This window comes from Luteibacter sp. 329MFSha, assembly GCF_900111665.1.
Taxonomy (GTDB): domain Bacteria; phylum Pseudomonadota; class Gammaproteobacteria; order Xanthomonadales; family Rhodanobacteraceae; genus Luteibacter.
Map to the genome: position 1 here is coordinate 276,303 of NZ_FOJE01000002.1, position 23,814 is coordinate 300,116.

General features: G+C 68.4%; 18 protein-coding genes and 1 riboswitch. Of the genes, 11 read left to right on the plus strand and 7 right to left on the minus strand.

The window, feature by feature from the left end; all coding sequences use genetic code 11:
• Window positions 1-10: 10 nt before the first annotated feature.
• Window positions 11-1,189, minus strand: a complete 1,179-nt coding sequence (locus BMW54_RS12530) for a XylR family transcriptional regulator (protein ID WP_090056453.1) — start codon at window positions 1,187-1,189, stop codon at window positions 11-13.
• A 153-nt stretch (window positions 1,190-1,342) separates the two neighbouring features.
• On the opposite strand from BMW54_RS12530, the gene xylA reads away from it, so the two are divergent.
• The 5 genes from xylA to BMW54_RS12555 all read left to right on the plus strand — a co-directional run bounded on the left by xylA (window position 1,343) and on the right by BMW54_RS12555 (window position 8,013).
• Window positions 1,343-2,659: a xylose isomerase gene (xylA, locus tag BMW54_RS12535; protein WP_090056454.1), complete on the plus strand. Its 1,317-nt coding sequence runs from the start codon at window positions 1,343-1,345 to the stop codon at window positions 2,657-2,659.
• Window positions 2,660-2,672: 13 nt separating this feature from the next.
• A complete protein-coding gene (gene xylB, locus BMW54_RS12540; protein ID WP_343124117.1) occupies window positions 2,673-4,178 on the plus strand; it encodes a xylulokinase in 1,506 nt (501 codons plus the stop codon).
• Between the two features lie 31 nt (window positions 4,179-4,209).
• Window positions 4,210-5,226, plus strand: coding sequence for a D-xylose ABC transporter substrate-binding protein (gene xylF / locus BMW54_RS12545; RefSeq protein ID WP_217642657.1), 1,017 nt, complete (start codon window positions 4,210-4,212; stop codon window positions 5,224-5,226).
• A gap of 65 nt (window positions 5,227-5,291) precedes the next feature.
• The gene (locus tag BMW54_RS12550) at window positions 5,292-6,839 is read left to right on the plus strand and encodes a xylose ABC transporter ATP-binding protein (protein WP_090056459.1); all 1,548 of its coding nucleotides are present in this window, start codon (window positions 5,292-5,294) and stop codon (window positions 6,837-6,839) included.
• 28 nt (window positions 6,840-6,867) lie between these two features.
• On the plus strand, window positions 6,868-8,013 hold the full coding sequence (locus BMW54_RS12555; protein WP_217642658.1) for a sugar ABC transporter permease: 1,146 nt from the start codon (window positions 6,868-6,870) through the stop codon (window positions 8,011-8,013).
• A 119-nt stretch (window positions 8,014-8,132) separates the two neighbouring features.
• Here BMW54_RS12555 and BMW54_RS12560 read toward each other — a convergent pair whose 3' ends face one another.
• The 3 genes from BMW54_RS12560 to metE form a co-directional block, all read right to left on the minus strand.
• Window positions 8,133-8,645, minus strand: coding sequence for a DUF4142 domain-containing protein (locus tag BMW54_RS12560; RefSeq protein WP_090056464.1), 513 nt, complete (start codon window positions 8,643-8,645; stop codon window positions 8,133-8,135).
• A 120-nt stretch (window positions 8,646-8,765) separates the two neighbouring features.
• On the minus strand, window positions 8,766-9,986 hold the full coding sequence (metK, locus tag BMW54_RS12565) for a methionine adenosyltransferase (RefSeq protein ID WP_090056465.1): 1,221 nt from the start codon (window positions 9,984-9,986) through the stop codon (window positions 8,766-8,768).
• 291 nt (window positions 9,987-10,277) lie between these two features.
• Window positions 10,278-12,569: a 5-methyltetrahydropteroyltriglutamate--homocysteine S-methyltransferase gene (gene metE, locus BMW54_RS12570; protein WP_090056468.1), complete on the minus strand. Its 2,292-nt coding sequence runs from the start codon at window positions 12,567-12,569 to the stop codon at window positions 10,278-10,280.
• Between the two features lie 189 nt (window positions 12,570-12,758).
• Window positions 12,759-12,977, minus strand: a riboswitch (cobalamin riboswitch).
• A gap of 84 nt (window positions 12,978-13,061) precedes the next feature.
• Between metE and BMW54_RS12575 the strand changes: the two genes are divergently transcribed.
• From BMW54_RS12575 to BMW54_RS12600, 6 genes are all read left to right on the plus strand, one after another.
• The gene (locus BMW54_RS12575; protein WP_175472851.1) at window positions 13,062-14,342 is read left to right on the plus strand and encodes a glycosyltransferase; all 1,281 of its coding nucleotides are present in this window, start codon (window positions 13,062-13,064) and stop codon (window positions 14,340-14,342) included.
• Window positions 14,343-14,590: 248 nt separating this feature from the next.
• Window positions 14,591-16,978, plus strand: coding sequence for a membrane-bound PQQ-dependent dehydrogenase, glucose/quinate/shikimate family (locus BMW54_RS12580; RefSeq protein WP_090056472.1), 2,388 nt, complete (start codon window positions 14,591-14,593; stop codon window positions 16,976-16,978).
• A 424-nt stretch (window positions 16,979-17,402) separates the two neighbouring features.
• Window positions 17,403-19,475 carry an elongation factor G gene (gene fusA / locus BMW54_RS12585; RefSeq protein ID WP_090056473.1) on the plus strand — a complete coding sequence of 691 codons (2,073 nt, stop codon included), beginning with the start codon at window positions 17,403-17,405 and terminating at the stop codon, window positions 19,473-19,475.
• Window positions 19,476-19,623: 148 nt separating this feature from the next.
• Entirely contained in the window at window positions 19,624-20,820 is a 1,197-nt protein-coding gene (locus tag BMW54_RS12590; RefSeq protein WP_175472852.1) for a molybdopterin molybdotransferase MoeA, read from the plus strand.
• Window positions 20,817-21,350: a molybdenum cofactor guanylyltransferase gene (locus BMW54_RS12595; protein WP_254779316.1), complete on the plus strand. Its 534-nt coding sequence runs from the start codon at window positions 20,817-20,819 to the stop codon at window positions 21,348-21,350. The genes BMW54_RS12590 and BMW54_RS12595 overlap by 4 nt, the downstream gene beginning before the upstream one ends.
• A complete protein-coding gene (locus BMW54_RS12600) occupies window positions 21,347-21,685 on the plus strand; it encodes a hypothetical protein (RefSeq protein ID WP_090056477.1) in 339 nt (112 codons plus the stop codon). Before BMW54_RS12595 ends, BMW54_RS12600 begins: the two co-directional genes overlap by 4 nt.
• Window positions 21,686-21,687: 2 nt before the next feature.
• On the opposite strand, the gene fdhD is transcribed toward BMW54_RS12600, so the two are convergent.
• From fdhD to BMW54_RS12615, 3 genes are read right to left on the minus strand one after another with little or no spacing between them, the layout of a single operon-like run.
• Complete coding sequence (gene fdhD / locus BMW54_RS12605; protein ID WP_090056479.1) at window positions 21,688-22,578, minus strand: formate dehydrogenase accessory sulfurtransferase FdhD; 891 nt, start codon at window positions 22,576-22,578, stop codon at window positions 21,688-21,690.
• 59 nt (window positions 22,579-22,637) lie between these two features.
• Entirely contained in the window at window positions 22,638-23,015 is a 378-nt protein-coding gene (locus tag BMW54_RS12610) for a hypothetical protein (protein WP_090056482.1), read from the minus strand.
• On the minus strand, window positions 23,012-23,785 hold the full coding sequence (locus BMW54_RS12615) for a hypothetical protein (RefSeq protein WP_175472853.1): 774 nt from the start codon (window positions 23,783-23,785) through the stop codon (window positions 23,012-23,014). Before BMW54_RS12615 ends, BMW54_RS12610 begins: the two co-directional genes overlap by 4 nt.
• Window positions 23,786-23,814 lie beyond the last annotated feature (29 nt).

The window sequence follows — 23,814 nt, forward strand, 5'->3', positions numbered from 1 at the left end:
GTGGAGGCGGTCAGGTGGCCGCCGCCTTGCGATGGAGGTCGAGGTACTGGCGCGGCGTGCAATCGTACTCGCGCCGGAATACCGCATACATGTATTGCAGCGACGTGAAGCCGCAGCGCAGCGCGACGTCGGCCAACGGTGTGTCGGTGTTCGCGATGAGGTCGCAGGCGGTGTCGAGCTTGTGCTTGAGGATCACCTGGTGGACGGTCTGCTTCAGCTCCCGCTTGAAGTGCTCTTCCAGCACCGTGCGCGAGACGCCGACATAGTCCGCCACCTGCTCGGTCTTGATGCCGAGGCATCCGTACTGGCGGATGTAGTGGCTGGCGCGCATCACGTGCGGGCTGCGCATCGGCTGGTAGCGGCTCGAGACCTGCACGTTCATGCCGACCGGGGGCACGAGCACGCGCGTGGTCGAGCAGTCCACGCCACGCAGCATCTGGTGCAGGAGGTGCGCCGCGGTGCGACCCATCTCTTCCGCGCCCTGGATCACCGAGGTGAGTGGGATGCGCGTCAGCAGCTGCGCCATGGGATCGTTGTCGATGCCCACGATCGCGATCTGTTCCGGCACCGCGAAGTCGCCGATCACGCAGGCCTGCAGCAGCTGGCGGGCGCGCGCATCGGTGGCCGCGACGATCCCGATGGGCTTGGGCAGGGCGTCGAGCCACGCGACCAGCGCCTCGACGGCCTCGCCCCAGCCGCCGGCGCTGGTGGACGCGCCGTCGTAGACCACGGCGTCGACGGCTTCCTCCGCGACGATCGCGCGGAACGCGTGCTCGCGTTCCTGCGCCCAGCGGCTGCCGGGATGCGGGGGGATGCCATAGAACGCGAAACGGCCGAGGCCCTGCTCGATGAGGTGATCGTAGGCGAGCCGCACCAGCCGGGCGTTGTCGGTGGCGATGTACGGAATGCCGACCGGGTACGCGGACGGGTCGTGGTAGGAGCCGCCGACCGCGACGACCGGGATGTGCAGGTCGCGCAGGGCTTCGGGGGCTTCCGGATCGTCGAAGTCCGCGATGATGCCGTCGCCGCGGAATTGCTGGATGTCGCGCATGCGGGTGCGGAAATCCTCTTCCATGAAGAGGTCCCATTCCACGCGCGTGCTGTTCAGGTAATGGCCGATGCCGGCGATCACCTGGCGGTCGTAGACCTTGTTGGCGTTGAACAGCAGGGCGATGCGGTGCGGTTTCATGACCGATGAAAGTAGCAGGGATCGCCGCCGCCGACCATGACGCAGCGCGGCATTGAAAATGCTTTTCGCCCCAGCGGAAATCGCAATTGCGCGCGCAGGCCCCGGATCGTCAGGATCGTCGGGATTCGTCCCCACGTTCGTCAAGGAATTGTTATGTCGTACTTTTCCAGCATCGCCCCGATCCGTTACGAGGGCACCGGCAGCGAGAACCCGCTCGCCTTCCGCCACTACGATCCGAAGAAGGTCGTGCTCGGCAAGACCATGGCGGATCACCTGCGCCTCGCGACCTGCTACTGGCACACCTTCGTGTGGCCGGGTTCGGACGTGTTCGGCGCCGGCACCTTCGAGCGCCCGTGGCAGCAGGCCGGCGAGCCGATGGCGAAGGCGCGCGAGAAGGCCGACGCCGCGTTCGATTTCTTCACCCGTCTCGGCACGCCGTTCTACACCTTCCACGACACCGACGTCGCGCCGGAAGGTAACGGCCTGGCCGAGTACCGCGAGAACTTCGCGGCGATGGTCGACGTGCTGGAGCGCAAGCAGTCCGAGACCGGTGTGAAGCTGCTCTGGGGGACCGCCAACCTGTTCAGCAATCCGCGCTACGCCGCGGGCGCCGCCACCAGCCCGCAGCCCGACGTGTTCGCTTACGCGGCCACGCAGGTGCGCCACGCCATGGAAGCGACGCATCGCCTCGGTGGTGCCAACTACGTGCTGTGGGGCGGCCGCGAGGGCTACGACACGCTGCTCAACACCGACCTGAAGCGCGAGCGCGAGCAGATGGGCCGCTTCTTCCGGATGGTGATCGAGCACAAGCACAAGATCGGCTTCAAGGGCACGATCCTCATCGAACCCAAGCCGCAGGAGCCGACCAAGCACCAGTACGACTACGACACGGCGACCGTGTACGGCTTCCTCAAGGAGTTCGGCCTCGAGAACGAGGTGAAGACGAACCTCGAGGCGAACCACGCGACGCTCGCCGGCCACTCGTTCCACCACGAGGTCGCCACGTCGATCGCGCTCGGCGTGTTCGGCTCCATCGACGCCAACCGCGGCGATCCGCAGAACGGCTGGGACACCGACCAGTTCCCGAACAGCGTCGAGGAACTCACGCTCGTCACCTACGAGATCCTGAAGGCCGGCGGCTTCACCACCGGTGGCTTCAACTTCGACACGAAGGTGCGCCGCCAGAGCCATGCGGCGGAAGATCTCTTCCACGGCCACATCGGCGCGATCGACGCGCTGGCGCTGAGCCTGGAGCGCGCGGCGAAGATGATCGAGCGCGACGCGCTGGCCGACTTCAAGGCGAAGCGTTACGCCGGATGGGACGATGCGTTCGGCAAGAAGATCCTGGAAGGTGGATTCACGTTGGCTTCGCTTTCGGACGATGCGGTCGCGCGCGACATCCACCCGAAGCATGTGTCGGGGCAGCAGGAGTTGCTCGAAAACATCGTGAACCGTTATATCTACGGTTGATATGGAACCCGACATGGAAGCGCAGGAACGCATGTACCTCGGCATCGACCTGGGCACGTCATCGGTGAAAGCCGTCCTCATGGACGAGGCGGGAGCGGTGCGCGCCACCGCTTCCAGCCCGTTGCAGGTGTCGCACCCCCATCCGCGCTGGTCCGAGCAGGATCCCGCGGCATGGTGGGCGGCCACCGAATCGGCCGTTGCGGATGTTCTCAAGGGCGTCGATGCGCGCCGCGTGGCGGCGATCGGCCTGTCCGGGCAGATGCACGGCGCGACGCTGCTCGACGCGTCCGACAACGTCCTGCGCCCGGCGATCCTCTGGAACGACGGCCGCTCGGACGTCGAGTGCGCCGAGCTCGAGCGTGTGCCGGGTTTCCGCGAGATCACCGGCAACCTCGCGATGCCCGGCTTCACCGCGCCGAAGCTCGCGTGGGTCCGCCGCCACGAGCCCGACGTGTTCGCGCGCGTGGCGAAAGTGCTGCTGCCCAAGGATTACCTGCGCCTTCGCCTTACGGGCGAGTACGCGACGGACGCGTCCGACGCGGCCGGCACGTTGTGGCTCGACGTGCGGCGCCGGCAGTGGAGCGACGCGATGCTGGCGGCGACGGGCCTCGACCGTTCGCACATGCCCGAGGTGTTCGAAGGCAGCCAGCCGACCGGCCGCCTGCGTCGCGAACTGGCGGACCGCTGGGGCATGGATACCGTGCCCGTCGCCGCCGGCGGTGGCGACAACGCCGCGGGCGCGGTGGGCGTCGGTATCGTGCGCGACGGTCAGGCCATGCTCTCGCTCGGCACGTCGGGCGTGTACTTCGCGGTATCGGATGGCTTCCGGGCCAGTCCCGAACAGGCCGTCCACAGTTTCTGCCACGCGCTGCCCGATACCTGGCACCTGATGTCGGTGATGCTCAACGCCGCGAGCTGCCTCGATTTCACGGCGCGCCTCACGGGGTTGCCCGATGTCCCAGCGTTGCTCGCCGAGGCGGAAGCGCGGGGACTCGCCAAACACGGTCCGCTGTTCCTGCCCTACCTCACGGGCGAACGCACGCCGCACAACGACGCCCACGTCCGTGGCTCGTTCACGCACCTGGGGCCCGACACGGATCGCGCGGACCTCGCCAACGCCACGCTCGAAGGCGTGGGGCTGGGCCTGCTCGACGGCCTCCTGGCCGTGGAGTCGACGGGCCTCGTCGCCGACGAGATCACCGTGATCGGCGGTGGCTCGCGCAGCGCCTACTGGACGCAGATGCTGGCCGACATCCTCGGCAAGCGGCTCGTGCTGCGCAGCGGCGGAGAGGTCGGCCCGGCGCTCGGCGCCGCCCGGCTGGCGCGCCTGGCGGTCGAACCCGGCGCGTCGCTCGACGACGTGTGCCCGATGCCCGCGATCACCGCCGCGCGCGAGCCCGATGCAGCGCGTCATGCTTATTTCCTGCAAACGCGCCACCCTTTGTTCCGCCGATCCTACGAACGACTGAAGCCGCTATACGCCGACGCCATTCCCGGCGACGATTTCCGCCCGCACTGACGGGCGATTCCATAGACCCATGGAGACGAGCATGAAGCAGAAGGCCCTACACACGGTGCTTGCCGTATCGATGATCGCCGCCGGCGTATTCGCGACGCCGCAGGCGCATGCGAGCAAGGACAAGCCCGTCATCGGTTTCTCCATCGACGACCTGCGCGTCGAACGCTGGACGCGCGATCGCGACTACTTCAAGGCCGCGGCCGAAGCGAAGGGCGCGACGGTCTCGGTGCAGTCCGCCGACGCCAACGAGCAGAAGCAGATCCAGCAGATCGAGAACCTCATCTCGCGCAAGGTGGACGTCATCGTCATCGTGCCGTTCAACGCCAAGACGCTCACCACCGTGGTGGCCGAGGCGAAGAAGGCCGGTATCAAGGTGATCTCGTACGATCGCCTGATCCTCAACGCCGACGTCGACGCGTACATCTCGTTCGACAACGACAAGGTCGGCCAGATGCAGGCGCAGGGCGTCGTCAACGCGACGGGCGGCAAGGGCAACTACTTCCTGCTCGGCGGCGCGCCCACCGATAACAACGCCAAGATCCTCCGCGAGGGCCAGATGAAGGTGCTCGATCCGCTGGTCAAGAGCGGCGCGGTGAAGATCGTGGGCCAGCAGTGGACGAACGAGTGGCTCGCGACGAACGCGCAGACGATCGTCGAGAACGCGCTGACCGCCAACAAGAACAACATCCAGGGCATCGTCGCCTCGAACGACGGCACCGCCGGCGGCGCGATCGCGGCGCTCAACGGCCAGAAGCTCGCCGGCAAGGTCGCCGTGTCGGGCCAGGATGCCGACCTCGCCGCGATCAAGCGCATCAAGGCCGGCACGCAGACGATGACCGTCTACAAGCCGATCAAGGCGATCGCGACGGACGCCGCGAACCTCGCGGTCGACCTGGCCAAGGGCGGCGCACCGAAGTTCACCTCGAAGATGAACAACGGCAAGAAGGATGTCGATACCATCCTCCTGACCCCGACCGAACTGACCAAGGCGAACGTCGACCTCGTGGTGAAGGACGGCTTCTACACCCAGGCGCAGGTCGGCCCGTAAGTCAGGCGATACCGGCGGCGCCCCGCATTCCGCGGGGCGTCGCTCGTGAAAGAAGGAAGAACGCGGTGAGCGAATACCTGTTCGAGATGCGCCAGATCGTCAAGGAGTTCTCCGGCGTGCGCGCGCTCAATGGCATCGACCTGGCGGTACGGCCGGGCGAATGCGTCGGCCTGTGCGGCGAGAACGGCGCCGGCAAGTCGACCCTGATGAAAGTGCTCTCCGGCGTGTACCCGTACGGCACCTGGGAAGGCGAGATCCTGTTCGACGGCAAGCCGCTCAAGGCGTACTCCGTGCGCGACAGCGAAGAGGCCGGCATCGTCATCATCCACCAGGAACTCATGCTGGTGCCGCAGTTGTCGGTGGCGGAGAACATCTTCCTCGGCAACGAGATCCGCAAGTTCGGCGGCGTCATGGATTACGACGCCATGTACGCGCAGGCCGAGGCGCTGCTCGCGCGGCTGAAGCTGAAGGACGTCAACGTGGCCGCCCCGGTGATGAACTACGGCGGCGGGTACCAGCAGCTCTTCGAGATCGCCAAGGCGCTCGCGAAGAACGCGCGCCTCCTCATCCTGGACGAGCCCTCGTCGTCGCTGACCTCCGCGGAGACCGACACGCTGCTGTCGATCATCGAGGATCTCAAGCGCGACGGCGTCGCGTGCGTGTACATCTCGCACAAGCTCGACGAGGTCGCGCGCGTCTGCGACACGGTCACCGTCATCCGCGACGGCAAGCACATCGTGACGAAGCCGATGAGCGAGATGACCACGCACTCGATCATCACGGCGATGGTCGGTCGCGACATCGAAAACCTGTTCCCGAAGGTGGAGCACGACATCGGCGAGGTGATCTTCGAGGCCCGCCACGTCACCTGCTGGGACGTGACCAACCCGAACCGCAAGCGCGTCGACGACATCTCGTTCGAGGTGCGCCGCGGCGAGATCGTCGGCATCGCGGGTCTGGTCGGCGCCGGTCGCACGGAGCTCGTCTCCGCGATCTTCGGCGCCTATCCGGGCCGCTACGAGGCCGAGGTCGTCATCGAGGGCAAGCCGGTCAAGGTGCGCAGCCCCGAACAGGCGATCAAGGCGGGCCTGTCGCTCGTTCCCGAGGACCGCAAGCGCCAGGGCATCGTCCCGCTGCTGGGGGTGGGCGACAACATCACCCTCGCCACGCTGTCGCATTTCGCCCGTGCCGGCCAGATCGACCGGCAGGCGGAGATGCAGGTGGTCGATGCCGAGATCAAACGGCTGCGCGTGAAGACGGCGAGTCCCGAACTGGCGATCGTCGGCCTGTCCGGCGGCAACCAGCAGAAAGCCGTCCTGACCAAGATGCTGCTGCCCGAGCCCAAGGTGCTTATCCTCGACGAACCCACGCGCGGCGTGGATGTTGGTTCCAAGTACGACATCTACAAGCTGATGTTCGAACTCGCCGCACGCGGCGTCGCGATCATCATGGTCTCGTCCGAGATGCCCGAGGTGCTCGGCGTGAGCGATCGCGTGCTCGTGGTGGGCGAGGGCAAGCTTCGCGGCAACTTCCCGAACGTCGGCCTGACCTCCGAGCAGGTGCTCGCCGCCGCCATCTCCCATGCCGCCGAAGGGCCGGCACACGCCGCCTGACCCCATTCGCGTTACCAGGAAGCCTTCCATGCAGGCCCAGAAAGTCCAGCAACTGTTCGTCCGCTACAAGATCCTCGCGCTGCTCATCGCGGTCGCGCTGATCTGGCTCTTCTTCCACATCAAGACCGACCAGGCCTTCGTCACGCCCGGCAACCTGTCCAACCTGTTCCGGCAGATGGCGATCACGGGCATGCTCGCCTGTGGCATGGTGTTCATCATCATCGCCGGCGAGATCGACCTGTCGATCGGCTCACAGCTCGGGCTGCTCGGCGGCGTCGTCGCCATCCTCACCGTGAACATGGGCTGGGGCACCTGGCCGTCCATCGCCGCGGTGCTCGCGCTGGGCCTGGTCATCGGCGCGTTGAACGGCTTCGTCGTGACGAAGATGCGCGTCCCGTCGTTCATCGTCGGCCTGGGCGGCATGCTGGCGTTCCGCGGCCTCGTGCTTTACCTCACCGGCAGTTCCACGATCGCTCCCGCGCCGGACGACCTCATCGCGCTCGGCCAGGGCTTCGTTCCGCCGGTCCTGTCGGTGTGGATCGGCGCCTTCATCTTCCTCGCCATGGTCGCGCTGACGGTCCGCCGTCGCATGCGCCGTGCGTCGCTGGGATTGCAGCAGGCCGCCACCTGGATCGACGTCGCGCGGCTCGTCGCGATCGGTGCCTTCATCTTCGGCTTCGTGCGCGTGCTCAACGACGCCAACGGCATCCCCATCCCGGTGATGATCCTGCTGGCGCTGCTGGCCGTGTTCACCTACGTGTCGACGCAGACCGTCTTCGGCCGCCACATCTACGCCGTGGGCGGCAACATGGAAGCCACGCGCCTGTCCGGCGTGAACGTCGCCCGCGTGAAGCTCGTGGTCTTCGCGATCATGGGCCTGATGTGCGCGTTCGCGGGCATCATCACCGTGGCCCGCACGGGTTCGGGATCGCCGTCCGCCGGTACGGGCGCCGAGCTCGACGCGATCTCCGCCTGCTTCATCGGCGGCACGTCGATGCGCGGCGGTTCGGGCACGGTCTACGGCGCGCTCATCGGCGCGCTGGTCATGGCCAGCCTCGACAGCGGCATGCAGCTGATGGACGTCGACAATTCCTGGCAGCTGATCATCAAGGGCGTGATCCTGGTGCTGGCCGTGTGGGTCGACGTGCTCTCCGGGTCGAATCGCAACGCCTGATTCTTCCGTAAGCTCCAATCGCCGATACGATCGGCTCCCACTCTTCGGTAGCAGGCCGCCGACCGAAGGGTGGGAGCCGATCGCCTCGGCGATCGCAGCGCACGGTTCCCCTCATCGCCTCACTTCTGCGGCAGAGCCTTCGCTTCCTGCAGGTGGTGCTTCAGGGTCGGCAGGGTCTTCTTAGCGAACGCCTTCAGCTCGGGGCTCGAGCCCTTTTCGATCTCGACCTCGAACACGGCCACCGCCTCCTCGTGGTCGGCGATCATCATCTTGCGGTATTCGCGGTTGAAGTCGGCGCCGTTCAGCCGCGACAGGGCGTCGATCATCTTCGAACCTTCCGGGGTCGGCTCGTGCGCGATCGAGTAGCCCTTGTCGCCGGACTTCAGTTCCTTCAGCTCGTCGTTCGCCTTCGTATGGTCCGTGACCATCTTCTGCGCGAAGCTCTTGACCGCCTTCGACGTGGACTGCTTGAGCGCGATCTCGCTCGCGGCCACCTCGGTCACGCCCGCGGCGGAGGCGTTCTTGTAGAAGCCGGCGTCGGTCGCCGTCCCGCCCTGGGAATCCTTGTCCTGGGCCTGCGCGGCGAACGACAGAGCGGTGGCGAGGAGGGCGGTGGACAGGATGCGGATCATGGGTAGGGTCTCCGGTGACGAAGGCCCTTATGTCGCACCCCGCCCATGAAACCGCCGTGAGGCCCACAGGCCAAAAAAAGGGCGCCCGGAGGCGCCCTTTCGTACGGCTTGATGCGTCGCTTACTTGCGGCGCGCGACCGTCGCGCCGAGGCCCGCGGCATCGTGCAGGATCTCGGCCTTGTCGGTCTTCTCCCACGAGAACGCCGTGAACGTGTTGCCGTTCTTGTCGGTGATCTCGTAGGGCTTGCGGCCGAAGTGACCGTTCGAGGCGGTCGGCTGGTACATCGGGTGCACCAGGTCGAGCATCTTGATGATGCCGTACGGGCGCAGGTCGAAGTGCTTGCGGATGAGCTTCTCGATCTTCTCGTCGGGAATCTTGCCGGTGCCGAACGTGGTCACGGAGATCGAGGTCGGCTCGGCCACGCCGATGGCGTAGCTGACCTGGATCTCGCAACGGTCGGCGAGGCCGGCCGCGACGATGTTCTTAGCGACGTAACGCGCGGCGTAGGCGGCCGAACGGTCGACCTTCGACGGATCCTTGCCCGAGAACGCGCCACCACCGTGACGGGCCCAGCCGCCGTAGGTGTCGACGATGATCTTGCGGCCGGTCAGGCCGCAGTCGCCCACCGGGCCACCGATGACGAACTTGCCGGTCGGGTTGATGTGGAACTTCGTGCCCTTGTGCAGGAGCTTCGCCGGCAGCACGGGCTTCAGGATCAGCTCGCGCACGCCTTCGATGAGGTCCTTCTGCTTGACGTCCGGATCGTGCTGCGTGGAGAGCACGACGGCGTCGATGGCGACGGCCTCGCCGTTCTCGTAGCGCAGGGTGACCTGGCTCTTCGCGTCCGGGCGCAGCCACGGCAGCGGCGAGTTCTTCTTCTTGCGGACCTTGGTCTGCTGCTCGACGAGGCGGTGCGCGTAGTGGATCGCGGCCGGCATGTACTCGCTGGTCTCGTTCGTCGCGTAACCGAACATCAGGCCCTGGTCGCCCGCGCCCTGTTCTTCCGGCTTCTTGCGGTCGACGCCCTGGTTGATGTCCGGCGACTGCTTGCCGATGAGGTTCAGCACGCCGCAGGTCTCGCCGTCGAAGCCGACTTCCGAGCTGTCGTAGCCGATGTCGAGGATGACCTTGCGGGTGAGCGCTTCGAGGTCGATCCACGCGCTGGTGGTGATCTCGCCCGCGACGATGGCGACGCCGGTCTTCACCAGCGTCTCGCACGCCACGCGCGCGCGCGGGTCCTGGGCAAGGATCGCGTCGAGGACCGCATCCGAGATCTGGTCGGCGATCTTGTCCGGATGGCCTTCGGAGACCGACTCGGAGGTGAAGAGGTAGTTGCTCATCGCTGGGATATATCCTTCTTTACGGATAAAGAGATAAATGGGGCGCGCCATGATACACGCCCCCGGTCCGGTTTGCAGGGGGAAGGGTACCCCCGCGGGGTGACGGTTGCATGGATGTTCAGGGCGCGCCGCCGTGGGAGCGGACCTGTGGGAGCGGACCTGGCGCGCCGCTGTGGGAGCGGACCTGGCCGCGACAGCTTTTCGCCGGAGTCCTGGAGCTGGCGCGCGAACTCCGGGACTGACGCGAACGGCTGTCGCGGCCAGGTCCGCTCCTACAAGGGGGGCGCTAGGCTAGCTTGTGGCCGCCAGGCGCTCCCTTGCCGCCCGGGCCACCGTCACCATGCCTTTCAGCGCCTCGGCGACTTCCGGCCAGCCGCGGGTCTTCAGGCCGCAGTCCGGGTTGATCCAGAGCTGGTCGGGGCGCAGGACCTGGAGCGCCCTGGCCACGAGGTCGGCCATTTCGGCCTCCGCCGGGACGCGCGGGGAGTGGATGTCGTAGACGCCGGGGCCGATCCCGTTCGGGTAGCGGAAGGTCGTGAAGGCCTCGAGCAGCTCCATCCGTGAGCGGCTCGTCTCGATCGAGATCACGTCCGCGTCCATCGCGGCGACCGCCTCGATGATGTCGTTGAACTCCGAGTAGCACATATGGGTGTGGACCTGCGTGCCGTCGCTGACGCCGCCCGCCGTGATGCGGAACGCGTCCACCGCCCAGGCGAGGTAGGCCGACCACGCCGCGCGTCGCAGCGGCAGGCCTTCGCGCAACGCCGGCTCGTCGATCTGCACGATGCCGATGCCCGCCTTTTCCAGGTCGTGCACCTCGTCGCGCAGCGCGAGGGCGATCTGTCGGCAGACCTCGTCGCGCGGCAGGTCGTCGCGCACGAACGACCACTGCAGCATCGTCACCGGTCCCGTGAGCATGCCCTTCATCGGCCGGTCGGTGAGCGACTGGGCGTACGCGGACCACGCCACGGTCATGGGCGCGGGACGCGCGACATCCCCGTAGATGACCGGTGGCTTCACGCAGCGCGAGCCGTAGCTCTGCACCCAGCCCAGCGACGTGAACGCGAAGCCCGCCAGCTGCTCGCCGAAGTATTCGATCATGTCGTTGCGCTCGGGCTCGCCATGCACGAGCACGTCGATGCCGGCCTCCTCCTGGAAGCGCACGGCGCGACGTACTTCGTCGCGCAGCACCTCGGCGTACGACGCGTCGTCGAGCCTGCCGGCGCGGTGCGCGGCGCGGGCGTTGCGCAATTCGGCGGTCTGCGGAAAGGAACCGATCGTCGTCGTCGGCAGGTCGGGCAGGGCGAACCGCTCCCGCTGGACCGCGGCGCGGAAGGCGTACGCCGAACGTCGCTGAGCGAACTGCGGCGTGAGGCCACGGACACGCGCACGCACATCGGCGCGCGCGACGTCCGGCGACGCGAGGCGCCGCGCCACGATCGCCTGCTGCCGCTGGAGGGCTTCGCGCGCGGAAGGTGATCCGACGACGGCGTCGGCGTAACGACGCAACTCGCCGATCTTCTGCCGCGCGAACGACAGCCACGCACCGATGTCGCCCGGCAGCCGCTTCTCTTCCGACGCGTCGATCGGCACGTGCAACAGCGAGCACGATGTCGAAAGCCAGAGACGTTCGTCGCCGAGGCGATCGCGCAGTGCCTCGACGCGGGGCAGGACAGCCTCGGGCGCGCTGAGCCAGATGTTGCGTCCGTCGAGGACGCCGGCGGAAAGCACGGTGTCGCGAGGCAGCGCGTCGATCAACGCATCGACCGACGCGCCACCGCGGACGAGGTCGACATGGATGCCCGCGACCGGCAGCGAGGCGGCGAGGTCGAGGTTGTCGCCGAGGTCGCCGAAATACGTGGCGAGGAGGATGCGTGCGCGCGAACGTTCCGCGATCCGCGCATACGCGTGGCGGTAGGCCTCGCGCGTCGGCTCGTCGAGATCGAGGACGAGCGCGGGCTCGTCGACCTGCACCCAGTCCGCGCCGGCGTCGGCCAGCGCGTGGAGCACGTCGATCCACGCGGGCAGCAGCGCGTCGAGCAGGGCGAGCGGATCGCTGCCGTCGACGGTCTTGGACAGACGAAGGAACGTGACCGGTCCCAGCAGCACCGGGCGCGCCACGTGCCCCGCGGCCATGGCCTCGCGGAATTCGGCGACCACCTTGGCCGGCCGGGCGCGGAACGTCTGTTCCGCGGACAGCTCCGGCACGATGTAGTGGTAGTTGGTGTCGAACCACTTCGTCATCTCGAGCGCGTGCAGGTCGAACGTATCGTCCTGGTGTCCGCGCGCCATGGCGAAGTAGCCCGCCAGCGGATCCTGCTCGTGCAACCGCCGGTAGCGCGGCGGAATGGCGTCGACCGTCACGGCGGCGTCGAGCACGTGGTCGTAGAGCGAGAAATCGTTCACCGACACGCTATCGGCGCCCGCCTTGCAAGCGAGCGACCAGTGCCGCAGGCGCAGTTCGCGCGCCGCGGACTGCAGTTCATCGGCGGAAACTTCGCCCTTCCAGTGGCCTTCGAGCGCGCGCTTCAATTCGCGGCGTCGGCCGATGCGGGGAAATCCGGGGTAGGTGACGTGTGGCATGCATGGATCCTCTTCGGGGAAAAGAGGAGGGAAGGGCGGCCGCCCACGCGCCGCCGTCCACCCGCACGCGATGCGTGCCGGTGGGCCGCGTCATGAGGGATGACCGTCGACCTTCGCCCCCGCGGGCGAACCGGGCGCCCGTCTTTCGACGGCACCCAGGTCGGACGGAACGGACGCGTCCATGACGACGCATGCGCTCCGGCCGGCGGCAGGTCTTCGGGCTCGTGGATGTGACGCCGTGGGGCGTCGCCTCGCCCGTCGCTTCCCGGATCGCCATCGATCCAGTGCCTGTGACGGGTTCGTCTCCACATACCGCTGCGGGGCAGCGCCGGAATCGCACCGGCTTCCCTCTTAGCTTTATCTCTCTATTCGAATATCGAGATAAAGACCGCTGGCAGCCGGCAAGGTAGTCGTCGACGGCCGGCAAGTCAATGCGCGCGCGCCGTGCACGCGGTAGCCGCGAGAATGCCCTGGTCGGCAAAGGAGCGAGGCATGGCGGGACGACACATCGTGATGGCCACGGTCGGGTCGCAGGGCGACCTGTTTCCGTTCCTGGCCGTCGGGCGCGAGCTGGTCGCGCGCGGGCACCGGGTCACGGTCGCCGCGCATGCGATCCACCGGGAGGCCGTCGCGGCGGCGGGACTCGCCTTCCTCCTTGCCAGCGGGATCGCGGAACCCGAGGACAAGGCAGCCTTCGCGGCCCGCGCGTTCCATCCCCTGCGCGGGCCGCGCTTCGTCGTGCGCGATCTCGCCGCGGCGGACGTCGCGGCAAGTTACGCCGCGCTCGCTCCCGTCTGCGCGGAGGCCGATGCGATAGTCACGACGACGCTGGCGTTCGCCGGGCAGATCATCGGCGAGACGGGGCGGCTCGCATGGCTCTCGGCCGTGCTGTCGCCGGCCGTCTTCCTTTCCGCGTGGGACCCGCCTGCGACGGGCTACGCGCGGCTCGACACGTTCCTGCGCGGTTCGCCACGGCGCGGCGGATGGTTGGGCCGCCTCGCGCGCACCGTCACGGCGCCATGGACGCGCCCGGTACGCGATTTCAGGGTGTCGCTGGGACTGCCGCCGGTTTCTCCGTGGGGCGATCCGTTCCATCAGGGACAGCACGCGCGCGACGGTGTCCTCGCGATGTACTCCCCGCTGCTCGGCGAGCCCCCGCCGGATGCGCCCGCGCGAACGCGTATCACAGGGCAGTGCCGTTACGCGCCCGGCGGCGACCGGCTCGCGCCGGAACTCGCCGCGTTCCTCGACGCGGGCGATGCGCCGATCGTCTACACGCTGGGCTCGGCCGCGGTGCACGCCGGGGCGTCGTTCCTGCGGGAAAGCATCGAGGCCTCCGTCGCGCTGCGGCGGCGCGCGGTGTTGTTGACCGGATCGCCCGAGATGCGCGCGCGTCTTCCGGCGGCGTTGCTGGAAGGTGTCCTCGTGCAGGAATACGCGCCGCATGGCGCGCTGTTCGCGCGCGCGGCGGCGGTCGTGCATCACGGTGGCGTGGGCACGACGCAGGAAGCGCTTCGCGCGGGACGCCCGCAACTCGTCGCGCCCCACGGCTTCGACCAGCCGGACAACGCGGCGCGCGTCGAGCGACTCGGCGTCGGGCGTGTGCTGCGCGCATCCCGCTATCGGGCGGATCGCGCGGCGGCATTGCTGCGCGAAGTGCTGGGCGACGATGCGGTGACGCGTCGTGCCGCGGACGCCGCGCGCGTGATCCAGCGCGAGGACGGTGCGCGCATTGCGGCCGATACGATCGAGGCCGCCATGCGGGAGCGCTGAGGGAGGCGTGCCCGCTGCCGCGGGATCGCCGATACGATCGGCTCCCACAGGCTGCCTGCCGAAGGGTGGGAGCCGATCGCATCGGCGACGGGTGCTCGCGTGTCCTCGCAAGATCGTGCACCCGAAGATCGTCGTCCTGCGAACGCGACGCGTACACGCGGGATATACCTGCCATGCTTATCTTTGGACGTTCACCACGCGGCATCGGGCGCGACGCGTACGACCGCGTCGCGCACCGGAGATATGCCATGTCACCCATCATTCGTTCACACCGCCCGCCGCGCATCACGGGCGCCGTGATCGCCGTCATCGGACTCGCGCTCGCGTTCGGCGGCGCGTGGCTCGTCGCACTCGGCGGCAGCTTCTACTACCTGATCGCCGGGCTCGCTGTCGCGGCGACGGGTGTGTCGCTGATACGCGGATCGTCGACATCGCTGTGGCTCTACGCGCTGCTGCTGCTCGGCACCACCGTGTGGGCCATCGGCGAAGTCGGCTTCGTCGGGTGGCAACTCGAGCCTCGACTCCTCGTCCCCGTGCTGCTCGGTATCTACCTCCTGATGCCGTGGGTACGACGGAAACTGGTGCCGTCGCGCGGCGCGGGTGCGGCGGTCGTCGTCGCGGTCGTGCTCGCGTTCGGCGTCGGCGTGGCGGGCTTCATGCAGCCCGTCGGCACGCGGGGCGAGGCCACCTTGCGCAACGACGCGGGTGGGCACGACGCGTCGGTCGCCGACGGCGACTGGCGGTTCTACGGCCGCACGCCGCGCGGCGACCGCTTCTCGCCGCTGGACCAGGTCGACACGAAGAACGTGAAGGACCTCAAGGTGGCGTGGACGGCGCGCACCGGCGACACGATGCGGCCGGGCGAAGACCAGGGCGGTACCGACGCGGGTCATGAATTCAACTTCGAGAACACGCCGATCAAGGTGGGCGACACGCTCTACGTGTGCACGGGTCACAGCTGGGTCGTGGCGTTCGACGCGGCGACGGGTCAGAAGAAGTGGAGCTTCGATCCGAAGGCGAATACCGACGCCGACGTCTACCTCGCGTGCCGCGGCGTCGCCTATTACGAGGCCCCGCCGGGCACGGCGACGGACTGTCCGCGCCGCATCATCGCGCCCGTGCTGGACGCGCGCGTGATGGCGCTGAACGCCGAGACCGGAAAACCCTGCGAGGACTTCGGCGAGCACGGCTTCGTGTCGCTGACCCAGTACCTCGGTCACGTGCCGGCGGGCTTCCATTTCGTCACCTCGCCGCCGCTCGTGCTGAAGGATCGCGTGATCCTGGGCGGCTGGGTTTACGACAACCAGGCGGAGGGCGAACCGTCCGGCGCCGTGCGCGCGTTCGATCCGCTGAGCGGCAAGCTGGTCTGGGCCTGGGACGTTGGCCACGATCCGCAGAACTGGACGCCCGGCCCGAACGAGCAGCTGACACGCGGCACGCCGAACGCATGGGGCGTCTACACCGCCGATCCCGACCTCGGGATGGTGTACCTGCCGATGGGCAACGCGACCCCGGATTACTTCGGCGGCCATCGGCGCGACTTCGACGAGAAGGTGTCGAGCTCCACGGTGGCGCTGGACATCGAAACCGGGGCACCGCGATGGGTTTACCAGAACACGCACCACGACCTGTGGGACATGGACGTACCGGTCGGCCCGTCGCTCGTGGACCTGCCCGATCCCAAGGGAGGCACGATCCCCGCGCTGGTGCAGACCACGAAGCGGGGCGAGTTCTTCGTGCTCGACCGTCGCACGGGTGCGCCCATCACCGAGGTCCAGGAGAAGCCGGTGCCGCAGAACGCGGTTCCGGGCGACAGGACGTCCCCGACACAGCCGTATTCGGTCGGCATGCCGTCGCTCACGCCGAAGGACCTCACGGAACAGCAGATGTGGGGCGCGACGCCCTTCGACCAGCTGATGTGCCGGATCGAGTTCCGCAAGGCGGCGTACGAGGGGCAGTTCACGCCACCGCAACTGAAGGACACGATCGTGTATCCCGCGTTCGACGGCGTGATCGACTGGCACGGCGCGTCGATCGATCCGTACAACAAGCTGCTCATCGCCAACGCGAACTACATTCCGTTCATCATCAGCCTCGCGCCGCGCGGTCCGGCCGAAGAACGCGGCCTGGTGAAGCCGTGGGACGGGTCCGGCAACGAGCCCAAAGTGGGTGGCGGCCTCGCGCCGCAGTACGGGACGCCGTACGTCGGAAAGGTCCATCCGTGGCTGAATCCGCTCGGCGTTCCCTGCAATCCGCCGCCGTGGGGCACGCTCGCGGCGATCGATCTGGTCACGCACAAGCTCGTCTGGGAACATCCGCTCGGCACGACGCGCGACACGGGCCCCTTCGGCACGCACGTCAACGCGCCGCTGCCCACCGGCATCTTCAACATCGGCGGCAACATGACGACGCGCGGCGGCCTCGTATTCATCGGCGCGACCGCCGACAACTACCTCCGCGCGATCGACGAGCGCACGGGCAAGGAGCTGTGGCGAGCGCGCCTTCCGGCCGGCGGCCAGGCGAACCCGATGTCCTATTCGGTCAACGGCAAGCAGTACATCGTCATCGCCGCGGGCGGCCACAGCGGGCTGGGCACGAAGTCCGGCGATTATGTCGTGGCGTACGCCCTGCCATGACCGCGACGCGTCGATTCCCGGGGGCTTGAAACGGATTCGGGCCACCCCATCTTGCTGCTACCCTGGCGACACGCGTCGCCTCCCGAGCCGAAGAGACCCACCATGTTCCGCTGCAAGCACGATCTGCTGAACGTCCCACCGATCGCCCCACGGGCGCGTCGCGGGTGCGCGCGTTCCGTGCCAGGCGGGATATCGTCGTAAGACGTCTCTCGTCCTCGAAGAACACCGAAAGCACCCGCGAGGGTGCTTTTTTTTGTGCTTTTTTCCATGCAAGCCCACACCGGAGTGTCCGTGTCATGAAGAACTGCCGCGACCCCCGGACCTGATCGCCGCGCTCGAGCCAGGGGCGGCGACGGATCCGGGGAGTGCCTCGCCCGACGTCGATGCTTATCCCTGGCGAACCCCGAACAGGAATCCGTTTGTCATGAGTACCACCCGCGAAACCCGTATCCCCGTCGACCGTTGGCGCAACCTCGGCATCATCGCGCACGTCGATGCGGGCAAGACCACGCTCACCGAGCGCCTGCTCTACAAGACCGGCACGATCCATCGCACCGGCGAGGTGCACGATGGCGCGACCACCACCGACCACATGGAACTCGAGCGCGAGCGTGGCATCACGATCGGCGCCGCGGCCGTGCGCGCGAACTGGACGCCGGAAGGCGGCCTGCCGCATCGCCTCACGCTGATCGACACGCCCGGGCACATCGACTTCGCCATCGAGGTGGAGCGTTCGCTCCGCGTGCTCGACGGCGCGGTGACCGTGTTCTCCGGCGTCGCCGGCGTGCAGCCGCAATCCGAAACCGTGTGGCACCAGGCGCGCCGTCACGGCGTGCCGCTGATGGCGTTCATCAACAAGATGGATCGCCCCGGCGCGGACTTCGACGCCGTCGTCGCGCAGATGCGCGAGAAGCTCGGTGCGAATCCGTGGGTCGTCGCGCGTCCCGTGATCGAGGGCGAGCACATCGTGGGTCTCGTCGACCTCGTCGCCGAGCGTACCTGGCGTTTCGACGACGCCGGCACGCCGTCCGTGCACGCGTGGAACGCCGACGAACGTGCCGCGCACGCCGACGCGCGCGCCGAACTCGTGGCCGCGGTCGCCGATCGCGACGAAACGCTCGCCGAACTGTGGCTCGCCGAACAGCCCATCGACGCGGCGGCGCTGACCGCGGCGTTGCGCCGTGGCACGCTGGCCGGTACCGGCTCGCCGGTGCTTCCGGGTTCGGCGTTCCGCAACGTCGGCATCGAGCCGCTGCTCGACGCGCTCGTCGCGTACCTGCCGTCGCCCGTCGATCGCCCCGCGGTCGTCGCGCATACGGACCACGGCGACGAGACGATCGCGCCCGACGCGGACGCGAAGCTCGCGGCGCTCGTTTTCAAGGTCGTCAACCAGGCGCACGGCCCGCTGGCGTTCATCCGTGTCTACTCGGGCCGTCTGCACGTCGGCGACGCCGTGTGGCGCAGCGGTACCGACCGCGTCCAGCGCATCGGTCGGCTGGCGGTCGTGCGCGCGGAAGACACCGAGGCCGTCGAGGTCGCGGAAGCGGGCGACATCGTCGCCATCGCGGGCTGGAAGGATGTGGCCACGGGCGAGACGCTGTCGGACGCGCATCACCCCGTGCGGCTGGAGACGATCCAGGCGCAGCCGGCCGTGCTGTCCTGGCGCCTCACGCCCGAGCGTTCGGCCGACCTGCTCAAGCTCGGCAACGGCCTGGCGCGCCTGGCGCAGGAGGATCCGTCCTTCCGCGTAGGCACCGATCCCGACACCGGCGAAACGCTGGTCTGGGGCATGGGCGAGCTGCACCTCGAGGTGATGGTCGAGCGCCTGCGTCGCGAATGGGGCGTGCAGGTCCGCACCGGCTCGCCACGCGTGGCTTACCAAGAGACGCCGGCCCGGGCTTCCGGACCCGTCGAGGGCAAGCTGGCGAAGCAGACTGGCGGCAGCGGTCAGTTCGCGCGCGTGGTGCTGTCGATCGCCCCGACGGGCGACGACGCGAACGCGTACGAGGACCGCACGACGGGCGGCGTGATCCCGAAGCAGTTCCAGGCCGCCGTGGAGAAGGGCGTGTCGTCGGCACTGATCGAGGGTCCGCGCGGGTATCCCGTGGTGGGCGCGGCGGTGGCGGTACTGGACGGCCAGGCGCACGCGGTGGACTCGAACGAGATGGCGTTCCATCGCGCCGCGCAGCTCGCGGTGAAAGCGGCGCTGGAGGCGACCGGCACCGTGTTGCTCGAGCCCGTGATGCGGGTGTCGGTCAGCGCGCCGGGCGCGGCGGTGGGCGACGTGCTGGGCGACCTGCAACGTCGCGGCGGCCAGATCGTCAACCTGGTCGACCGGCAGGAGCGTACGGAGATCGATGCCGACGTTCCGCTGGCGCAACTGGACGGCTACAGCACCGCGTTGCGGTCGCTCAGCCAGGGCCGCGCGTCCGCGACGGTGGCGTTCCACGCGTACCGCCCGGCCGCGACGCAGGACGCGGCGCGCCGTAGCGCGTAATGAAGGCGTGCCGGGGTGCGAGAGCACCCCGGCACGTTCTGTCTTGCGTGAGTTCACCCGCGTTTAGCGCGAAGCGCGCTCGCGGATGCGTTCTCCGCGTGCCGCCCAACCCGCCCAAATCATGCGCCGGCGGGTTACGCTGCGCTCCATGATTTCCTATCCCGACGCCCTCGCGCTGCTACTGGATACCGCGGCGCCCCTCGGTCGCGAAACCGTCGCCATCGACGCGGCCATGCGACGTTTCCTGGCAGGCGACGTGATGAGTCCCCTCGCCCTGCCGTCGTTCGACAACGCCGCGATGGACGGCTACGCGCTGCGTGCCGCCATGGACATCGTTCCGGCGGGTTCCTCGTTCGCGGTCGCGGCCATGCAGGCGGCGGGCGACACCGCGCACGCGTTGCCGGGAGCGGAGGCCTGCGAAATCGCCACGGGCGCGCGGATGCCGGAGGGCTTCGACACGGTGGTTCCGGTCGAGCGTAGCGAGCGTCAGGGCGAGCGTGTACGTTTCCTCGCCGACGAACGTCGCGGCCAGAACGTGCGTCACGCGGGCGCCGACATCGCGGTGGGTGCGCGTGCCTTCGCGGCGGGGCAGCGGGTCGACGCCGCGGCGATCATGCTGCTGGCGGCGCTCGGTATCGAAGAGGTCGACGTCGTGCGGCGGCCGCGCGTGGCGGTGATCACGACGGGCAGCGAGCTCAACGCGCCCGGACCGCTGCCGCCCGCGGGTATTCACGACTCCAATGGACCCTTCCTTGCCGCGAGCCTCGCGCACTGGGGCGTCGAGTGGCTGGGTCGTACCCGTGTGCCCGACACCGGCGACGCGTTCGTCCTCGCGATGCGGCGTGCGCTGGACGAGGGCGCCGACCTCGTCGTGACCACGGGCGCGGTGTCCGCCGGACGTTTCGACTTCGTCCCCGCGGCGCTGGCTTCCCTAGGCGCGCGCGAACTCTTCCACAAGGTGGCCATCCGACCGGGCAAGCCGCTGCTCGCCGCCCGTTTCGCGGATGGCCCGCTCGTCCTCGCGCTGCCGGGCAATCCCATCGCCGTGGCGGTCGGGTATCGCTTCTTCGTCGGCCCCGTGCTGCGCGCGATGGCCGGGCTCCCGCCCGAGGCGCCCACGCGCGTGCGCGTCGCGGCGTCGATGCCGGCGAAGGAAGGCACGCGCCATTTCGGGCTCGGCACGCTCGCCTGCGATGGCGACGGGCAGCAGGTCGCGCACCTGGCGGAAGGACAGGCGGCTTACCGCATCCTTCCCTACACGCAGGCCACGACGTGGTTGTCGAACGTCGCCGCGTCCGGCGACACGGCCGACGCGTGGCCGCTCGATCCGGCGGACGCCGCGTGATCCTCGGGCTCGTGCTCGCCGGCGGCCGATCCTCGCGCATGGGCGAGGACAAGGCGCTGCTGCGGATCGACGGCGTGACGCTGCTCGAGCGGACGTCGCATGCGCTGCTGGCCGCCGGCGCCGATCGCGTCGCGATCAGCGGCGATCGCGAGGGCGGCATCGCCGATCGCTGGCCGGCCGCGGGCCCCGTCGGCGGCATCGCCAGCGCGGCGCTCGCGCTGCCGGACGGCGAATGGCTCGTCGTGCCCGTCGACATGCCGCGCCTGGACGACGCGGTCCTGGCCCCGCTCATCGCCGAGCGCGCGCGAGCGACGACTTCCTGGCAGGGTCATCCACTGCCGATGCGGATCAGGATGGACGCGGCCGCCCGCGCGGCGCTCGACGATCTGATGCGTATTCCCGGAAGGGAATGCTCGATCGCCGCGTTGCAGGCGCGCCTCGGTGCGACCACACTGCCGCTGGATCGTCTGGATCCGCGGCGACTCATGAACTGCAACACCCCCGACGACTGGCGCGAGGCGAACGCATGAGGGTACAGCTCGAAGAAGACACGGTCCGCGTCCGCATCGACGAGGACGAACTGGCCGAACTGCTCGACGACATCGCGTTGCTCGGATCGACGGCCTTCGGCACCGCGTTCACGATGCGCTACGCCATCGATGCCACCGACGGCCCGGCCTGCACGCTCTCGGGGAACGCGCACGAGTGGCGGATGGGCGTGCCGCGCGGCGCGTTGCGCGACCTGCAGTCGCGCCTGCCGAGCAAGGACGGCCTCGTCTTCGACATTCCCGGTTACGACACCGTGGCGACCACCGTGCGCTTCGACGTCGACGTGAAGGACAGCCTGCGCCGGCGCCGGGGCTGACGTCAGCCCATCACGCGCTCGGCTCGCGTGTAGATGTTGAACCGCCCCGGTCGCGCGAACCCCAGCAACGTCACGCCGCAGTCGGCGGCGAGGTGGACGGCCAGCGCTGTCGGCGCGGAGATCGCGACGACCATCGTGATGCCCGCGACCGCGGCCTTCGTCACCATCTCGTAGCTCGCGCGGCTCGTGATCACGAGGAAGCCGTCGCGCGGATCGGTGCCGTCGACGAGCATCGCGCCGATGAGCTTGTCGAGCGCGTTGTGCCGGCCGACGTCCTCGCGCACCTTCACGATGCTGCCGTCGGGCAGCGACCAGGCGGCGGCATGCACCGAGCCGGTGAACGCGTTGATCGGCTGCCGGGCGCGCAACGCCTCCAGCGCGCGTTCGATCGCGTCGACCGGGACGGTCGGCCCCGCGGCGACCGGCGCCGGATGGCGCACGACGTCTTCCAGTTCGCGGCTACCGCAGATGCCGCAGCCGCTGCGGCCCGGCAGCTCGCGCGCGGCCGGTTCGTGCGTGACGGCCGGTGCGTCCTGTCGCGCGGCGAGCCCGGTCGCCGTGCGGATGTCGACGACGATGCCCTCGAGCACCTCGCGTACCTCGATGTCGACGATGTCGAGGACCGATCCGACCTTGCCCTCGGTGAAGGCGAAGCCGCGCGCGAAGTCGTCGAGGTCGGCGGGCGTCGTCATCATCACGGCGAACGGCTGGCCGTCGAAATGCATGGCGACCGGGACTTCTTCCGCGAGGCGGTCGTCGTCCTCGACACGCCTGCCGCGCTCGAAGCGGATGACCGGCCGCGTCGCGCAGCCGACGGGCGGCGTCCGGTGCGGCGCCGGCGCACCGGCGACCGCACGCTGGATATCGATCCCGGAGACCTGCTTCTCGCTCATGAATGCTTCCGCTCTGGTGCCGGAAGCGATTCTACGGCCAACGGCGGGCCGCTGCCTTGTCAGTTCAGAGGGTCGAAGAAAACGATGTTGATGGCTATGTCCTCGGTCGGGTAACCCTTGGTCTGGTAACAGACTTTCCTGCCGAGTGAGTACGCGGTGTAGAGCAACGGTTGCATGCCGGAGTGCGGGACGCGATACCAGTTCCTGTCATCGGAGAAGGCCGCGTAGGCATCGTCGGCGCCGCTGGTCCAGATGGAATCGACGGTGACGCCACAGCGGAATCCGGGCGACCGGGCCGATCGCTCGATGGGCGTGTTGTACGGGTTGTCCTCCGCGGGAGTCGCGTTGTGCTGCTGTGCGATGGCTCCTGTCGGAAGCAGGGCGATGGCGCATGCGATGGGGATCGTCAGTGGTCGCGACTTGTTCTCAGAATTCACGGGTCTTCCCTCCATTCATCATCGACGGGTTTTTTGTCGAACAGCCGGATCAGCACGGCAAGGCGATCGGCCATTCTTCTTCGGCACGCGAGTACGTTCCCGATGACGTCGCGGGACGCCTGGCGTCTGCCGCGGTCGGGGGACAGCAGGAAACTGAAGCAGGAGCTGCTACAGGCGTCCGGTGAATCGGGTGTGGCCGGCTGGTCTTCGCGGTACCGCCAGATGAAAGGTTCGGTCGCGACAATGGATGGTCCGGCGACGTAGTGCAGGTTCACATGGCTCGTCACCCGGTCGGGTGCCGCTCCACGTCCCTGACTGATGTACTCGACGGCGTCGACGATCGTGTCGCGGGGAATGGCGCCTCGGGCAGCCCATTCCGCCTGGTCGACGAACGTGCGTGCCGCCTGGTGATATGGCGAGTTTCCCGTCGACGCGAACGCGTGCATGAGGCTCGTCGTGGTGCTGTGGAACTGATCCGTCTGCCTGATCCGGTACACGAAGAACCGGTGGCCGCGTCGCGCGAATTCACTTCCCCAGTCCAGGGCGAACTGCAGACTGGATGTGGTCGCCACGAAGCCAGACGTGCGCTCGCCCCGATAGCAGGTCTCTCCCGTGACATGACGGAACAGGTTCGCGTTGTCGCCCGCAGGGACGAACCCCGTTGAAAAGATCACGTCGGGCGCGCGATGGTCCATGCGGTAGAGGAAGTTCTCCGCATGGCCCGCGATCGGCAACGCGAGTAGAGCAAGGAGGACCAGCCAGGCTTTCATGTGGCGTCCGGACACCGTGGGAAGCGCGG

What these genes read in the sequence shown, in the direction of transcription:
- BMW54_RS12600 (WP_090056477.1), top strand. Translation starts at nt 21,347, where the DNA reads ATGAGGGTACAGCTCGAAGAAGACACGGTCCGCGTCCGCATCGACGAG.
- metE (WP_090056468.1), bottom strand. Translation starts at nt 12,569, where the DNA reads ATGCCACACGTCACCTACCCCGGATTTCCCCGCATCGGCCGACGCCGC.
- fdhD (WP_090056479.1), bottom strand. Translation starts at nt 22,578, where the DNA reads ATGAGCGAGAAGCAGGTCTCCGGGATCGATATCCAGCGTGCGGTCGCC.
- BMW54_RS12615 (WP_175472853.1), bottom strand. Translation starts at nt 23,785, where the DNA reads ATGAAAGCCTGGCTGGTCCTCCTTGCTCTACTCGCGTTGCCGATCGCG.
- fusA (WP_090056473.1), top strand. Translation starts at nt 17,403, where the DNA reads ATGAGTACCACCCGCGAAACCCGTATCCCCGTCGACCGTTGGCGCAAC.
- xylB (WP_343124117.1), top strand. Translation starts at nt 2,673, where the DNA reads ATGGAAGCGCAGGAACGCATGTACCTCGGCATCGACCTGGGCACGTCA.
- BMW54_RS12555 (WP_217642658.1), top strand. Translation starts at nt 6,868, where the DNA reads ATGCAGGCCCAGAAAGTCCAGCAACTGTTCGTCCGCTACAAGATCCTC.
- BMW54_RS12590 (WP_175472852.1), top strand. Translation starts at nt 19,624, where the DNA reads ATGATTTCCTATCCCGACGCCCTCGCGCTGCTACTGGATACCGCGGCG.
- BMW54_RS12575 (WP_175472851.1), top strand. Translation starts at nt 13,062, where the DNA reads ATGGCGGGACGACACATCGTGATGGCCACGGTCGGGTCGCAGGGCGAC.
- metK (WP_090056465.1), bottom strand. Translation starts at nt 9,986, where the DNA reads ATGAGCAACTACCTCTTCACCTCCGAGTCGGTCTCCGAAGGCCATCCG.
- BMW54_RS12530 (WP_090056453.1), bottom strand. Translation starts at nt 1,189, where the DNA reads ATGAAACCGCACCGCATCGCCCTGCTGTTCAACGCCAACAAGGTCTAC.
- BMW54_RS12560 (WP_090056464.1), bottom strand. Translation starts at nt 8,645, where the DNA reads ATGATCCGCATCCTGTCCACCGCCCTCCTCGCCACCGCTCTGTCGTTC.
- xylF (WP_217642657.1), top strand. Translation starts at nt 4,210, where the DNA reads ATGAAGCAGAAGGCCCTACACACGGTGCTTGCCGTATCGATGATCGCC.
- BMW54_RS12580 (WP_090056472.1), top strand. Translation starts at nt 14,591, where the DNA reads ATGTCACCCATCATTCGTTCACACCGCCCGCCGCGCATCACGGGCGCC.
- xylA (WP_090056454.1), top strand. Translation starts at nt 1,343, where the DNA reads ATGTCGTACTTTTCCAGCATCGCCCCGATCCGTTACGAGGGCACCGGC.